We start from the raw sequence: 13981 nt of genomic DNA on the forward strand, positions 1-13981 counted from the left end.
GGGGTTCGGAAAATCGACTTTTTCTTGTTCAGATTATCTAACCTTTTTGGATAATCCCCAACTTTTGCGCTTGATCCGTTTTCGACTTGATCCGAAACCAGACCAACGTCAACGTGATAATAAAGATACTCCAGGTAATACTCCTTCATTAAAAGCGCCAAAAAAGAAATCATAAACTTATTGGAATTTTATTTTTTTTTAAATAGGAATGTCGAACGTATCATAGGGATTTTAGTAAACTTAGTAACCATTTTAGTGGCTACTAAAAATGACATCACGAAAGACACCTTATTTTTGATATTTAATGAATAATCTGAACTTCCGTAAATGAAAAAACCCCCCTAAATCATAAGATTTAGAGGGGTTTGCCTCGTTTTGTATTTCTACTGGCGGAGAAAGAGGCTCCGATGCCTTTATAATAATACCAGTAAATACTGGGTTTTCAAAACATTTTTTAAGAACAGGGTCACCAATTGGGTCACTAGACTTTCAAAGTCTTTTTTTTAACTAAGCAAAGGTAAGGAATAAGTGTTTAATTCATTGGTTTTTATGTGTAGTATTATTTAGTTTTTTTTTAAGGCTAACTTATAAATAAGATACCATTTTGAATGATTTTTTTTAAATTTTGAATCTGCGGAAAGAACTCTAAGTGGAATTGAAGTTGTTCCTATATTGTGACAGAACCATCAGTTTTCCAAATACCCAATTTTTACCTGTTCCAGGAGTTTTACAATCTCTTCAATCGTATTTTGAAAAAACTCTGCCATAATTTTGGCGATAATACTGGAATGAATATCAATTGTGTTTTTCTTTAGTATCTTTATTATTCTGAGAAAAAGATCTTTATTTAATTGAGCAATTTTCCCCATTTCTCTCCCTAGGACCCTTGTTGCGATCCAATGCAGGTTGATATCCTTATCTCCAAAAAGGTTATTGTGGTTTTCATATATCTCATCTGCATACATATCAAAAAAATGCTTCATGATTTTACTAATGTCTTTGATATCATCACGTTTTATTTCAGGACGTTCTTGAAAAGTAATTAATTTGAGTAGTACAATACTGGGTAAGGTGCAAAACTTAAACCAGTGCTTTTCTTCTAGTTCAGCTTCTGGAAAACCAGAATCATATATTTCTTTGAAACCTGGCATATTGAGACTGGTTACCCAGTACCTTCAACGGTTATATTTGATGGTTTAGCTTCAATTTCTCCAAACGGCATTAAATTGATTTGTATTATATTTTTCCATTTGAGTACTAAACCATTGCCTTTGTAGGAGATGAACACTTCTATATTGATAAGATATTCTCTAAGATCCGCATAGGTATTTTTGTCATTTATAAAAACGGCAAAATCGATATCTCCAGTAACTCTGCTAGGTGGTATATAGTTTATGTCAGTCATCCAAACATCGCGTGCCACGGCGCCTACGAGATAGAAGTCTATTCCATATTTATTCAGTCCATTTTCTAATGCGGTAAGCATTTCTGAAAAATGAGGCTGTTGTTGTAATTGCTTAAAACTGATCGTGTAAGTACTCATCGTAAATTTTTTGTGCGGTTTCTGTACATCTGCGGTCTGCTTGATTAATTAAGTCGGCATAGGCTAGGAGCGGATGTACCGTGTTAGTATTTTCTTATTTGTTTCCCAAAACTGTTTAAATGCTTTAATATTGCCATGTAGGTCCGGAACGAGACGGTAATTTTTCATTAAATCGCTTGTTTCTTCATTAGTGTATAGGGTAGGTTCCTCCGGACGTAAATAATTAATTAATTAATTAATTAATGAGAACGCCACTTGCCGTCTCTCCGCCCCAGATTGTTTTTCCTTTTTTAATGGGAATATCTTTCCAGTTATAAAAATCGTCTTTTTTGAGGAAACGAAGGGTCCCTATCGTTAAGGTTGGCTTTAGGCGTTTTTCATATTCGATTATCCATTTATCTAACAATTTTTTCCTGTTCTCCATCTGGAGTTCATTCTTGGTTATCTGTATTAGAAAATCTTCCTCTTTTAAACCATTGAATATGGTGTTTAAAGTACCAATTCCAGTATCAGTTAATTCAGCAATTTCGTGATAGGTACTGTTGATACAATCCTTAATTCGAAATTGATAAATCACTTTTAATCCTGTTTTAGTAAAAGCCCTATTTGTTGTTTTATTTTTTATTCAATAGGGCCATTACCATCAATGTAAAGATAGATTTCATCTTTATTTAGGAATATATTACCATTGGCTTATAGATAGGCAATGTTTTTTTTACGTAGCTCTTCCTTTATCTTAGGAAATATACGTTGTGCGATAATAATAAAAGGACTTTTTGTAATAGCCTATTCTTCTATTTTAACAAGATGTATGTTTCTAAGTTCTTTTTTAATTTCTGCATATAGTTCTATATTAAGTGTATTCAAGTACGGGAGTAGTTTTCCATCAATAGCATTGTCATTGTTGAGTTCTTTCCACTCCACATTGATAGCACTGTCCTTTTGTATATTATTTATAGTCTACTGTATAATTTCCTTTTCATTTATTTGTTCATTAATTTTACTTGTTGACGAAAACGTGAACAAGTAAAATTAATGAACTCCTATGTTGCGAAAAAACCAGATGTTTAATCTGGGATCACTATGTTTAGATCCTTTTGTAATTTGGCGGCATAATTTTTCTAGTTTGATTACTTTATGTTTTAATTTGACAGCTGCACCAGCACTACTTCTTCAAATCCTGCATAAAATGGTTTGTAAATAGTTTCGTCTGGATACAAAAAATATAAACCTCCAAAGTCAGTTTGATTTTAGAGGTTTTTTTAAGGTTAGAGAATTACTTCGAAATTTTTCAAGTGTTTATTATCCCTCAGTTGTGCAGGGATTAGTGATTCGAATAACATAAGTAAAAAATGTTTCACCTTGATTTATAAATTTTCTGCTTTTTTATATTTTTATCTTGATTCCAGCATTAACAACAAAACCGTCAAGTGGAGCAAAAATATCTTTGAAAACAGGGTTGGACAATGATCCAGTGTAGATGCTGCCAAATCTCGTTTGTCTCGTATCAGTGAAGTTTTCGAAATTAGAGTAGATAGAAAAGTTGTCCCATAATTTCTCTATCATGACTCCAAAAATCCAGTAATCACGACCGGTAGTACCATCAGTTAATTGCTGTGGGCTATAATAATATGCTTCTAAACCTATCTTCCATTTATCTTCAACTTCATACATTAAAACGTTATTTAAACGGTGTTTTGCTGTCAAAGGATTTCTCGATTTAGTTCCATCATTTTCTACCATAGCATTTGTGAAAGTATATCCTATGAATAATTTGAAATCTTTATACCCCAGCTTAAGGTTAGTTTCGGTTCCTTTAGTATTTAAATTTCCATTAACATTTATAAATTGAAAGCTATCATTTGCTAGTGGCGTTAAAATTAATGGATCATTAACCTTCGTGTAAAAGAATAATTGATTTACTGATAGTGACAGTTCATCAGTTAGATTGGTTCTATAATTCACATCAAAATTGAAACCGTAGCTTTTTTCAAGTTTGTTAACACCGCTACTGATAGGCAATACATTTTGATACTGTATCGACTCACTTTCCTCTGTAAATATAGTGGGTGCTTTATAACCGAGTCCACCACCTAAACGTGAGCTAAACTTAGGGCTAATTTTAAATAATGCAGAAACTCTAGGCAATAGTGAAAAGCCATATTCATGTACATAATCACCTCTCAACCCTGTTTCTATATCAAGCCAGTCATTTGCTTTAACCGTATTTTGAATAAATGCGCCGTAGGTGATTTGGTTGTAATCTCTCAAAGGAGCAGTACTAGAATTGTCTTCTTTGAACTCATCAGTGTATAAATTTGCTCCTGCAACCCACTGTGATAACGGACCATTGTTTGCATAAGTAAATTCAGAAAATGTACTGGTTTGAACTCCATCAAATAGGTAATCAGGAACAGTAATTACACGACTGAAATTATTGATACTATTTTTTACGGTAAAAGATTCTCTTTCATTTATTGTATGCGAAAGTGTAAACTGAGTGCTAAGTCTTTTTGTTTTATTTTTTTCGAAATAGCTGTCAGGGTATTCGCTTTCATTTTTGATGTAGTCAATGTTTCCTCCAATTCTATCCTCAAATACCGCGTTTACACCAAAATTAAGTTCGGTATTTTCATTTAGATATAGAAATAACTTTGGATTAAAATTGAATCGTTCAAATTTAGGAATAGCAGTCAATTTATTATCGGCAGGATCGTAGGCTGCATTTCTATCGTGAGAGGCAAAAACCGTGAATCCAATCTTATCAAATCGCTGCGAATAAAATCCGTTAATGTCGAGACCTCCTGCAGAAGTTCCATTAAGTAATAATCGCAATTCTCTTTCCTCGGTAGGAGTTTTCGAAACTAAATTGACTAATCCAGCGATAGCACCACCACCATATAAAGTAGAGGCTGAACCTTTGATTATTTCGACTTGCTTTAAATCTAAAGGCGGTGTTTGCAGTAAACTAAGTCCGCTTGAAGCACCTGAATATACTGGAAAACCATCTTTCAAAATTTGTGTGTATCGACCATCCAGCCCTTGTATTCTAATTGATGAGTTTCCTGAAGTTGCCGAAGTTTGTTGTGTTTGTATCCCCGTACTTTCGTTAAGCATCATACGAATGTCTCCGGGCTTCATATTTGCTTTTTCCTCCAGTTCCTCACCAGCAATAAATTCAACACGGGTAGGAATATTGCTTATCGTTCTCGTCCCTCTGGTTGACGTGATAATAATTTCATCCATTTCTTCGGCAGTGCTTTTCATGTAGACAGTTACTTCTGCTGTTTTAAGAGGGACTTGAATTGTTTTGTTTTCTAGCTCATATCCTTCCAGTTCAAAAGACAGCGCGTACATTGCTTCTGATAGATTTTCGAAAGTAATTATTCCTTCAGCATTAGAGTAAGCAGTTAGTGACTGCTCTCGTATAGTGCTTGTAACCCCATTTAAGGGCAAATTAGTATCGATATCCTTAATACTAATTTTAAGGGTATACTGTGCCTGCGCTGTGCCAATAGTTGTTATTGCCACAAGTAGTAAAATATATTTAAACATTTTTTATTTCTTAATATGAATAATTTTTTCAGCTGGTTTTTGGAATCAGCTGTTCTGAAAGATTATAGATAAAAAGAAAGTTTAGGTGGTTGCCAGATAGTACCATTAAAAGAGGAGTTTGCAACAGTAACTACATCAATATCAAGAGCTCTATCGCTGTTAATGGGAAGCTGTTTTTGGGCTTTGTTTAAAGTTGTCGTACTCATAGCGAAACCTACGCAGCTACCGCAAGAGTAAAAGGGAGAGCATTTTCCAGAGCAGTCGTTACCGCATTTGTGAGATTCTTGTTCGCACTTTTTTTCCAGCGAACATTTAGAATTTGATTCTAATGCGCTGCAAGGTACGGTTGATAATAGTAGCACCAAAAATGATAAAAGTATACTCCAGATTTTCACAATGCAAATTTAAAAATAATATTTGCGAATCAATTGTTATTTCTGAGCTAATTTACTGTGATGTCTTTTAAAAATGATTTTACTTTTTCATAAAATAGGCTATTAACTTTTTTAAAAGTCATATGTTTATCAATGCGCTACAATCTAAAAATAGTTCTTTGAGAGAGTAACTACTTCTAATGCATTGTTAACATGTCTTATAAACGAATAAAACCCACCTGATGAGGCGAGTTTTATTAGGGTAACTAAATATAATCAATTAACTAACTACGAAACCTGTAAAGTTCTTAAAATTTATTTTCAATTTCGGCTACTTATAGCATTAAGTAGTGTAAGTCGGTATTCTTAACAAATGGTTTTAGAAGTTCGCTTCCAGGTCCATATATAGCCAGTTCAACATAATCTGCAGAGTGATTCACACTAATCCAGCCTACAGCATTACTTTGTTCTTGCATTGTTGCAAACGCTTTACAGGGCAGTTTTTTGTAATTGTAAAGTCCGTCTTCTTTGTGCAAACCGTCATAATAACTTAAGACAGTTTTGGCTTCATCTGTTGAAATGCCATGGCCATTTGCTTTTTCGATAATTTCTTGAACTTGGGAAACAGATGAATCTGCTTTGATTTGGTTCAAAATCCATTCATTAGTTTGGGTGTACTTATGGATACTGTCAAAGTTAGCATTCGTTTCCTTTCCGTAAATTATTCCGGGATTGGCATTACCATGGTCAGTGGTAATAATCACTAAAGTTTCTTGGTCTTTTTCAGCAAAGTCCATTGCCACTTTAACCGCTTCATCAAAAGCTATTTGATCGTGAATTAAACCAGCGATATCATTTGCATGAGCAGCCCAATCTACTTTTCCACTTTCAATTTGTAGTACAAAGCCACTTTTGTGACCTTTCATTCGATCAATTGCTTTCTCAGCCATTTCAGCTAAGGTTGGAATAACTTTTTTCAGATTTTCATCGCTATTACGATCAACATAGTACGGTAGTCCTTCTTCTGAAAATACACCTAGAATAGGCTGAGAGGTAGTCGCTTGTTGCATTTCGCTTCTAGACTTCACCACTTGGTATCCCTTAGCTTTATAAGCTGCATATAGGTCTTTTTTGTCTTTTCTTGTTGTGGGATTAAAATAAGCAGCACCACCGCCCATCATAATATCAAAACCAAGATTTAAATAATCTTCGGCAATATCCTCTTGTGCGTTGCGACTCTTACTATTTACACAAAATCCAGCGGGCGTTGCGTGTGTAATGGGTACCGTGGTCACGCAACCTGCCATTTTTCCCGCTTTTTTAAATTTTTGCCAGAGTGGTAGGTGTGGTTCTCCCTTCGAACTTACATTCAAACTTCCGTTATTGACGCTATAACCGCCTCCCCAAGAAGAACTAGCAGTGGCAGAATCAGTAACTATAGAGCTAGCAGAAGCGGTGTCCATCAAAGCTCTTGAAACTTTATTATCCTTATAAAGTTGAATCCAGTTGCTTCCCGTTCCCGTTTTTCGATTTAAAAATAAGTCGGTCATATTTAAAGTACCCGTACTCATTCCGTCACTGACTAGAAGAATAATATTTTTAGCCTTCTTATTTTTATTAAAAGACTGGAAATCTAAAATATTTGCTGAACCTTGTAACGGATTTAATACAACGGCTCCAATTGTAAATAACGAACCACTTTTAAAAAACTTTCTTCTATCCATTTTGTGTGCTGTTTAAGAAAATTATATTTTTTGATAAATGAGTTTTGAATAATAGAGCTAGCTTTGCGTGAAGCTCTTAAATCATTTTAAAGAAATCATTTCTAATTTGGTTGTTACCAAAATCCCCTCCGTATTCTACAGTAGTTGTTTTACTGGATTTGTCATTTACTCCTCTACTTGAAACGCACAAATGTTCCGCTTCGACAACGACGATAACATCCTCCGTTTGAAGTGCCGCTTTAAGTTCGTTAAATATTTGCATGGTCATTCTGGGCGTTGACCATAGTAGCGTACAATACGATTCATCTTAGATAATCCAATAACTTTACCAGATGAAATATAACCTATGTGTGCCTTTCCTACGATAGGTAAAAAATGGTGCTCGCAGGACGAACTAAAGGTGATATGGCTTTCCACGAGCATTTTACTGTATTCGTATTTATTATCAAATACAGAAATTTCAGGCTTGTTTTTGGGATCTAATCCAGAGAATAATTCGGTGACATACATTTTAGCCACACGATACGGGGTTCCGCTCAAACTATCATCAGTCAGATCCAAACCAAGGGCTTCCATTATTTTTTTATAGTGAAAGGATATTGTTTCGATTTTTTGATCGTTTTTTCTATCGAAGGCATCTTTTCGTAAAGGCGTCTCTGCCGATGTACCGATATGATTGTCGCCAATCGCATCTATTTCTTGTTTGTTGTTTTTCATTCGAAAAAAATATAAGGGTTCTATAAAAATCGTTGCTACTTAGTGCGATTTATAATTGATAAGATGCCCGATGATCATGCCAATTCCTCCTATCAAAATCAATGAGGAGTTAATGGAAAAGAAAGATTCTAAAACTACGCCAACAATGACAGTAATAATGGAGCAGCTTAGCAACACTTTTACAATTAATGGACTAGTGCTAAAGATGATTTTTAAAACAACACATAACGAGATACATATAAAAAAAAGATCATTATAATGGTTGCTACCAAAACCCAACGGGAGTATTGTTAAAAGCGGAAAAATTAGGCAATGTACTAAGCACAATGTTGCGCTTGATATACCCAAAAGATCAAAAACGATAGTTGATTGTTTTTTCATGACAGATTTATGATAAGCATGCGGCCTGATTCACCGCATGCCTATTTTTTTAAAGATTAATGTGCAGCACTGTTCTCATGACCAAAAAGGGTAATGCTATACGGTGTAGTTGAAGTTTTAATTTTTGTGGTTTTTAATGTCGAAAGGTTTACTTGCACTAATTCACCTGTTGATGGCGATGTGATGTATACAAATCTTTCGCTTAGGGCAAATTGTGGTTTTTGAGTAGCAGTTTCAGATACAGCTGCGATTACGTTTCCATTTTTCACTGATTGTAAAGTGTTTAAATCAAATAAAAGGAATTCACCAGAATATAGTAAAACACCCAATTTTGAAAGATTGTAACTCGATTTGCACTGCACAATTTTTGTACTTTCGATAATAGGAGTGATGCTATTAGTTACCACATCAATCAAGTACGCTCCTTTAGCAGCGGTATATCCCACAAATTTTCCAGTCGTAGCCGTTTCTCAGATAGTACCAAACCAAGCCGTTCCAAAATCAGTAGGATGCGGAATTAGTTTTTGATTACCATTGCTTTCTGCTACAAGAACACCACTAGCTGATCCAAAAATAGCGTACGTACCATCAGATGCATTTCCGTGTATTCCAGCAGTGCTTACTTTTGCAGCGTAAAGTGTTTTTCCTGTACGATCGATTACTTTTTCAGGTAAAGTCCCCGTTATTGTATTGTCTTTCTCTGTTATCGCATAGGTATCATTACTAAAAGTTGCCATAGCTCCGTGATGCGCTAATAAACCTGCATTTATGGTTGTAAAAGAAGCATTTGTAGTATGCACGTCTGATTCTTTCGCCACTGATAACGTACCATCACCATCATTGAAAGTTAGGATTTCGCCTAACTTACTTTTAAAGTGGGTAGGCAATAGTGAACTTCCAGTAAGTGAACCAAATTTAGGCGTACCTTTTGTGTCCACGTGGTCTCCGTGGTATTCAAATCCGCTATCAAAAGTTTCCACAGTATTGTCTTTTCTTCTCCAATGTTATCCACAAAAAAAAAACTTAACTGCCCATTAACCACAAAAAACACATCACGGCAAATATCTCCTTGGCTAAGGATTATTTCTTTTTTCTTGATTTCATTTACTCGAAATTTTGAAGAGTAGTAAATCCATTCTTTATCGTTTATTTCGATATAATTTGAAATAACTTGATGTATCTTTTTGAATTGATTATTCATTCTTATTAAATTAATTTATCTTGAGTTAATCCATAACTAGATAACTTAAAGAAGGCTTTAACAATCTTCAAACATTGAATATAAACTTTCTCACCTATTATTTTTATAATTTGTCAGAGGAAATGTCATTTCAAAAATTCTTCATAATTATTACACCCACGATAATTAATAGCATACCCGTAATTCTGCCAATACTGATTGGTATTTGTTGGGCTCCCATTATTTGAAAGTGCTCCATCAACATTGATATTAATAACTGTCCTGTAACTACTAACCCAAATGTTAATCCAGGCCCTATCTTAGGAAAGGCAAGTACAATAATTGTAACATAAAAAGCTCCCAATATTCCACCTGCCCAAGCATAAGATGGAGCATCTTTTATTCCTTTCCAAGATACATTTTGAGAAGTTAAAAGAATATAAATTACTAATACCAATAAACCTATTGCAAATGATATCATTGAGGCATGAACAGGACTACCGCCAGTTTTAGCCAGTTTGTTATTCATGCCAGACTGTATAGGTAAAAATGATCCAGCAAAAAATGCTAATATAATCCAAATAAATTTTTCCATTTTGTCTAAGTTATAAAGTTTAACGTTTTTTGAAATTATTCTATTAAAGTTGGATACACTCCTAATTTCATGGCTGTATTAGCTAATAGATAAGGGCTTCCGAACACTATATTTATCTCTCGGTCAGTTTCCATCTTCTATGACTCCAAAGCCACATTTCTGGAACTGTCGTAATGGTGTTTTCTAAACATCTTGCATACTTATCTACAGTTTTATAGCCTGGAGAGCGCGATGGAAATTCTTCGATTATTTCAAAATAGAGTTGATATTCCCCCCTTTTAACTTTAGTAAATCTAGGAAAGAGAACAACATCATTAGTTTTTCTCGAAATATTGTTTGCGCCAAGGTAGAATGCTGTTTTTCTATTAAAAAAATTGCACCAATGGATGGCACTTTCTTTTCTAGGACTTTGATCGCCAATAATGCAATTCATCACTATTTCTGAATTGTTTTTTTGTTTAATAATTGTCCTATACCCTTTAGATTTCTCAACACATGTTACTCCAAACCGCTCCCGTATTAGAAGAAGAAGACCATTGAAATAAAGGTTATTTAGTGGGCGGTAAAAGGTATTTGAAGGATACGGTAATAATAAAGGTAAATATACAAGCAGCTCCCAATTCCCTTGGTGAGCTGTATACAGAAGAATACTTCTACCATCTTTAACAAAATTCTCAATGATTTCAGGGTTTTTGAGATTTAGTCGTTTTTTAGCATCTTCTTTGGAAATCGTTAATGTTTTAATTGATTCAAAAATAATATCGCAAAAATGACGGTAGAACCGTTTGGAAATATCATTAATTTCATCCTTATTTTTTTTAGGAAATGCTTTACGAAGATTGTCTAGAACCACTTTTTTTCGATATTGTATAATGTAGTATATAAAAGTATAAGTACAATCGGAAGAAAAATACAGTATTTGCATAGGCATTACTGAAAGCATATAAAATGGAAAGTATTTTAAGATCTTATAAAATTTCATATTTGTAATTGTAATTAGTGCGTACAAATTTCGCTTTGTTCAAAATTTATTATTATTTACCAGAAAAAATTAGAGTCTAGTTCCATTTGAAACTTAATTCATGTTACTTAGATTAGAAGCGCTAGTATTGTGATCAATCTTGACCGATAGCACGCAATAAATATTATTTAAATTGTTATGACAAATTTTGATTAGGTACCCTTATTGTTTCTATGTATTGAAAAATAACATTAATTTAAATGTCAATAGTATATGTTTAATTTAATCGAAGTGTATTTTCAATAGGAGTTTTAAACTCCAAAGGCTCAAAAATTTGGTTTTGCATAACGCCGTTATCCAATACTTCAACTAAGGCTTTAGCAACATCAGCTCTTGGAACACTGCCGCTTTTGTTCAATTTGAAACCGAGTTCGATTCGATCCTTACCATCTTCATTTGTCAATTGACTTGGTTTAGCGATAGAATAGTCCGAACCACTTGCCCGCAAATACTCATCGGCGTTTTGTTTTCAAGTACGCTTCAAGATCTTTATTTTGGGAAGGATTATCTGCTAGCCTAGAACTTAACATCACTAATTTTTCGACGTCGGCTTGTTTTGCCGCATAGGTCAATCGTTTAGCTCCTTCTTGGTCTACACCAAGTACGTTTTGGACTTTTGACCAAGCGGCGAAAATTATTTTATCAATTTGGGCGGCGACTTGGCTCAAATACTCTTCTAAATCGGCTAGTACCGTCGTAACACATTTTCGCTTTCAAAATGCTCTTTTGTTCTTGTTTCCGTACCAAGGCAACCGGTTTATAGGTATCTGATTTTTGAAGTATATCAATAATGGTCCTTCCAGTGTTGCCATTAGCACCAGCTACCAATACTTTTTTTTTCGTTATTCATTTTTTTTTCGTTTTTAATAGTTATTCTTTAGGTTTTCCTCTTTCATATTGTTCAGGCCAATTTGGTATGATATGCACTTAATCTGCTCCTATTAATGAGAAATAGGGATTTTGTAGCATCTCCCTACCGGGGAATTGCATCAAACCCCTCTACAATGGTTTCCGTATAAGTTAGTTTACCTTCTTTAAGCCATTTTGATAATTGTTTTGCTCCTTCCGAAAACTTCTCCGCATAGTTTCCAATGATAAAACCTTGCATAAGGGCACTTTTTCTAATCAAAAAATGTTCTACCCTCGGCCCTGTTGGAACAGAGGTTTCATTGTAGACCGAAATGGCTCCACAAACGATAATCCTACCAAACGTATTAATGTTGGCATGTACACTATCTGAAATAGTACCCCCAACATTGTCGAAATAAATATCCACCCCGTTGGGGCAAGTAACGGCAATTGATTTCTTTATATCTTTAGTAGTGTTATAATTGATGCCATCATCAAAACCAAATTTTGATTTTAACATTGCTACTTTTTCTTCGGTACTAGCAATTCCAACTACACGGCAACCTAGTATTTTTCCTATTTGACCAACAATACTACCAACAGCACCAGCAGCACCAGATACCACTATGGTTTCCCCTTTTTTTGGCACTCCAATCTCCGTTAGCCCTAAATAGGCCGTTAATCCAGTCATTCCTAATATTCCTAAATAAGCGGATAGCGGAGCTGCCGATGCATCTATTTTTGAAAGGTCATTTCCGTTTGAGACTTGATACTCTTTCCATTCTAAAGATCCAGATACAAAATCCCCTTTTTTAAAAGATTCATTTTTAGACTCGATAACTTCTGCGATACATCCTGAGCTAATGGATTTATTCAATTTGAAAGGTTCTACATATGATTCAGCATCACTCATTCGACCCCTCAAATAGGGATCCACTGATACAAGCTTTGTTTTTAGAAGAATTTCTCCGTTGGCGATCTCAGGTTATTCTTCATCTATAAATTTAAAATCTGTAACCTTGGGCTTTCCAGTGGGGCGATTGTTTAAAAGAATTACTTTAGTCATGTTGATGGTTCTTCTTCTTATAATAAATTTAAATTGACCGCAATATTGCCTCTAGTTGCATTGGAATAGGGACACACTTGATGTGCTTGTTCAAGTAATTGCAGAGCAGTTTCTCGTTCTATTTCCGGAATGGAAACGGCAAGATCTACTGCAAGTGAAAAACCTCCTTCATCGTTTTGACCGATAGTGACCGAAGCTGATACGGAAGTATTCGTGAGTTTTATTTTCTGCGTTCGTGCCACAAGGTTTAATGCACTGTCAAAGCAAGCTGCGTAGCCTGCTGCAAAAAGTTGCTCTGGATTTGTAAAGGCGCCGCCGCGTCCTCCCATTTCTTTAGGGATCTCTATTTTAAAGTCTAATACTCCATCATCCGATTTGGTACGACCTTCTCGACCTCCGGTTGCAGTTGCATTAGCAGTATATAATTTTTTCATATTTTTTTATTTAATTATTATTCTTTTGTAAAATTCCTTAATTAATTATGTGTTAATGTCTACATTTGAGTTGTTAAATAATTTGCAACACCAACATTATTTATTAGGCTTACTTGTTGACGTAACCAATTTGTATGCAAAGTTTCATCTTTTAAGAAATCTTCAAAAACCATTCTGGTTGCGCAGTCGTTTTCTGATAATATTATTAACTCCTGTAATCGATTTAAGGCAATAACCTGTTCCGCGAATTCTTGTTCAAGCTGTTTAGTCACATCTAAATGAATAGGTAAGGATTTATGTTCTGTGTTTGGAATTCCACCCAAATTTAAAATTCTGTTCATGAGAATTTTAGAATCGGAAATTTCATTTTCAAATTCAGACCGCATACGTTGCGCCAATTTTGGAAAACCGTTATATTCGTTGATTGTAGCATGTGCCAGATGCTGTTCAGCACCAGCAAAAGTTGCAGAAAGGATTTCATGTAGTCCTTTTATAAGGATTGTTTTGTTTTTCATATGTTAATAAATTATAAATGAACATTC

At 34.5% G+C, this 13981-nt stretch carries 13 protein-coding genes and 4 pseudogenes; all 17 read right to left on the reverse strand.

Features of this window, described 5'->3' with window-relative positions; translation table 11 throughout:
• Positions 1–686: 686 nt before the first annotated feature.
• Complete coding sequence (locus QO200_RS16835; RefSeq protein ID WP_371542466.1) at positions 687–1151, reverse strand: hypothetical protein; 465 nt, start codon at positions 1149–1151, stop codon at positions 687–689.
• An 11-nt stretch (positions 1152–1162) separates the two neighbouring features.
• The gene (locus tag QO200_RS16840) at positions 1163–1543 is read right to left on the reverse strand and encodes a hypothetical protein (RefSeq protein WP_371542468.1); all 381 of its coding nucleotides are present in this window, start codon (positions 1541–1543) and stop codon (positions 1163–1165) included.
• A pseudogene (locus tag QO200_RS16845) lies at positions 1518–1711 on the reverse strand (type IV toxin-antitoxin system AbiEi family antitoxin). Before QO200_RS16845 ends, QO200_RS16840 begins: the two are co-directional and overlap by 26 nt.
• A 67-nt stretch (positions 1712–1778) precedes the next feature.
• Complete coding sequence (locus QO200_RS16850; protein ID WP_371542471.1) at positions 1779–2120, reverse strand: type IV toxin-antitoxin system AbiEi family antitoxin; 342 nt, start codon at positions 2118–2120, stop codon at positions 1779–1781.
• Positions 2121–2329: 209 nt separating this feature from the next.
• Complete coding sequence (locus QO200_RS16855; protein WP_371542473.1) at positions 2330–2467, reverse strand: hypothetical protein; 138 nt, start codon at positions 2465–2467, stop codon at positions 2330–2332.
• Between the two features lie 462 nt (positions 2468–2929).
• A complete protein-coding gene (locus tag QO200_RS16860; protein ID WP_371542476.1) occupies positions 2930–5098 on the reverse strand; it encodes a TonB-dependent receptor domain-containing protein in 2169 nt (722 codons plus the stop codon).
• Positions 5099–5807: 709 nt separating this feature from the next.
• Positions 5808–7196 carry an alkaline phosphatase gene (locus QO200_RS16865; protein ID WP_371542479.1) on the reverse strand — a complete coding sequence of 463 codons (1389 nt, stop codon included), beginning with the start codon at positions 7194–7196 and terminating at the stop codon, positions 5808–5810.
• Between the two features lie 76 nt (positions 7197–7272).
• Positions 7273–7913: pseudogene (folE, locus tag QO200_RS16870) on the reverse strand (GTP cyclohydrolase I FolE).
• Between the two features lie 39 nt (positions 7914–7952).
• The gene (locus QO200_RS16875) at positions 7953–8294 is read right to left on the reverse strand and encodes a MerC family mercury resistance protein (protein ID WP_371542482.1); all 342 of its coding nucleotides are present in this window, start codon (positions 8292–8294) and stop codon (positions 7953–7955) included.
• Positions 8295–8350: 56 nt separating this feature from the next.
• The gene (locus QO200_RS16880) at positions 8351–8740 is read right to left on the reverse strand and encodes a hypothetical protein (RefSeq protein WP_371542485.1); all 390 of its coding nucleotides are present in this window, start codon (positions 8738–8740) and stop codon (positions 8351–8353) included.
• A gap of 24 nt (positions 8741–8764) precedes the next feature.
• Entirely contained in the window at positions 8765–9274 is a 510-nt protein-coding gene (locus QO200_RS16885; protein ID WP_371542488.1) for a hypothetical protein, read from the reverse strand.
• Positions 9275–9625: 351 nt separating this feature from the next.
• Complete coding sequence (locus tag QO200_RS16890; protein ID WP_371542491.1) at positions 9626–10069, reverse strand: DMT family transporter; 444 nt, start codon at positions 10067–10069, stop codon at positions 9626–9628.
• 112 nt (positions 10070–10181) lie between these two features.
• Positions 10182–11051: a lysophospholipid acyltransferase family protein gene (locus tag QO200_RS16895; protein ID WP_371542494.1), complete on the reverse strand. Its 870-nt coding sequence runs from the start codon at positions 11049–11051 to the stop codon at positions 10182–10184.
• Positions 11052–11307: 256 nt separating this feature from the next.
• Positions 11308–11758 (reverse strand): annotated as a pseudogene (locus tag QO200_RS16900) (NAD(P)H-binding protein).
• A 305-nt stretch (positions 11759–12063) separates the two neighbouring features.
• A pseudogene (locus tag QO200_RS16905) lies at positions 12064–13005 on the reverse strand (NADP-dependent oxidoreductase).
• A gap of 17 nt (positions 13006–13022) precedes the next feature.
• Entirely contained in the window at positions 13023–13439 is a 417-nt protein-coding gene (locus QO200_RS16910; RefSeq protein ID WP_371542497.1) for an organic hydroperoxide resistance protein, read from the reverse strand.
• A 59-nt stretch (positions 13440–13498) separates the two neighbouring features.
• Positions 13499–13954: a ferritin-like domain-containing protein gene (locus QO200_RS16915; RefSeq protein ID WP_371542500.1), complete on the reverse strand. Its 456-nt coding sequence runs from the start codon at positions 13952–13954 to the stop codon at positions 13499–13501.
• Between the last annotated feature and the right edge of the window lie 27 nt (positions 13955–13981).

It is taken from the genome of Flavobacterium sp. Arc3, from assembly GCF_041431375.1.
GTDB lineage: Bacteria > Bacteroidota > Bacteroidia > Flavobacteriales > Flavobacteriaceae > Flavobacterium.

Bases quoted from the DNA above. Each gene is read 5' to 3' on its own strand.
- QO200_RS16840 (WP_371542468.1), bottom strand. From the start codon at position 1,543: ATGAGTACTTACACGATCAGTTTTAAGCAATTACAACAACAGCCTCAT.
- QO200_RS16895 (WP_371542494.1), bottom strand. From the start codon at position 11,051: ATGAAATTTTATAAGATCTTAAAATACTTTCCATTTTATATGCTTTCA.
- QO200_RS16875 (WP_371542482.1), bottom strand. From the start codon at position 8,294: ATGAAAAAACAATCAACTATCGTTTTTGATCTTTTGGGTATATCAAGC.
- QO200_RS16865 (WP_371542479.1), bottom strand. From the start codon at position 7,196: ATGGATAGAAGAAAGTTTTTTAAAAGTGGTTCGTTATTTACAATTGGA.
- QO200_RS16910 (WP_371542497.1), bottom strand. From the start codon at position 13,439: ATGAAAAAATTATATACTGCTAATGCAACTGCAACCGGAGGTCGAGAA.
- QO200_RS16915 (WP_371542500.1), bottom strand. From the start codon at position 13,954: ATGAAAAACAAAACAATCCTTATAAAAGGACTACATGAAATCCTTTCT.
- QO200_RS16835 (WP_371542466.1), bottom strand. From the start codon at position 1,151: ATGCCAGGTTTCAAAGAAATATATGATTCTGGTTTTCCAGAAGCTGAA.
- QO200_RS16860 (WP_371542476.1), bottom strand. From the start codon at position 5,098: ATGTTTAAATATATTTTACTACTTGTGGCAATAACAACTATTGGCACA.
- QO200_RS16890 (WP_371542491.1), bottom strand. From the start codon at position 10,069: ATGGAAAAATTTATTTGGATTATATTAGCATTTTTTGCTGGATCATTT.